General features: G+C 72.1%; 2 protein-coding genes and 1 pseudogene. All 3 read left to right on the forward strand.

Annotated features, from left to right (window positions below):
- A pseudogene (locus tag AC1DY2_RS19970) lies at positions 1 to 295 on the forward strand (zinc-binding alcohol dehydrogenase); the annotation flags it as partial.
- A 73-nt stretch (positions 296 to 368) separates the two neighbouring features.
- Positions 369 to 803: a hotdog fold thioesterase gene (locus AC1DY2_RS19975; protein ID WP_476763999.1), complete on the forward strand. Its 435-nt coding sequence runs from the start codon at positions 369 to 371 to the stop codon at positions 801 to 803.
- A 37-nt stretch (positions 804 to 840) separates the two neighbouring features.
- Positions 841 to 1,135, forward strand: a 295-nt coding sequence (locus AC1DY2_RS19980; RefSeq protein ID WP_476764000.1) for a type 1 glutamine amidotransferase family protein, incomplete at its 3' end; no start/stop codon positions are given.

The following is a 1,135-nucleotide window of genomic DNA, read 5'->3' on the forward strand; positions in this document are numbered from 1 at the left end:
GCCGCACGCCGAGGCCGCCCGGGCATGGGCCGAGTGGGCGCATCAGGGCTACCGCACCGCCTCGGCCGCACGCCGCGGCGACTCCTACCGCGCCTACGCCGGCACGATCGCCGAGCACGAGCGCGAAGTGGGGCGCCGGGCGCACTCGTTCGAGCTCAACGTCGAGGTGGTGCCGTTCACGCAGCCGGGCGTCTGGTGGATCGGCGCGATGACCGTGGCGGTCACCGACTCGCTGCGATCGGATGCCTCGGCGTTCGACGACGCCATCCACCCGATCATCGCCGAGCTGGCCTGACGGCGCCGGTGCACGGGGCGCGCGGCATGGCCGGCGCGGACGTGGGGCCGGCGCGCATGCCAGACTCGATCGCATGAGCATCTGGTTCGGCGAGCCGTCCCTCGACTGGGCGAACTCGCGTCGCGACGGCACCCTCCTGAACGAGCTCGGCATCGAGATGACCGAACTCACCGACGGTTCGCTCAAGGGCCGGATGCCGGTCGACGGCCGCACGCGCCAGCCGGGCGGGGTGCTGCACGGCGGGGCATCCGTCGCCTTCGCCGAGACCCTCGCGAGCTGGGGCTCGACGTTCACGGTCGACCCGTCGACGAGCTACTGCGTCGGCATGGAGATCAATGCGAACCACGTTCGCCCGGTCGCCGAGGGCTGGGTCTACGGCGAGGCCACGCCGATCACGCGCGGCCGCACGACCCAGGTATGGGACATCAGGATCACGGATGCCGCGGGCAAGCTGGTGTGCGTCTCGCGCTGCACGATGGCCGTGCTGCCCAAGCCGTCGGAGTACTGAGGCCCCGCGCCGCGGGCCTCGGGAATATCGTGGGCGTGTGAAGCCCTTCGTCCTCCTCGCGACGCGCGCAGAGGACCAGCCCGCCGACGAGGAGTACGCGCTGTTCCTCCGCCACTCGGGCCTCGACGAGCGCGACCTGATCCGGGTGCGGCTCGAGGCGGGGCCTATGCCCGACCTCGACCTGGACGGGCTCTCGGGCATCTTCGTCGGCGGCGGCCCGTTCAACGCGTCCGATCCTGCCGAGCGGMAGTCGACGGTGCAGCGACGGGTCGAGGCCGAGTTCGACGCGCTCCTCGACGAGGTCGTGGCCCGGGACTTCCCGTTCCTCGGCG

The organism is Agromyces sp. P1_H4, from assembly GCF_056405255.1.

Coding starts and splice junctions, on each gene's coding strand:
- AC1DY2_RS19975 (WP_476763999.1), top strand. CDS start 369: ATGAGCATCTGGTTCGGCGAGCCGTCCCTCGACTGGGCGAACTCGCGT.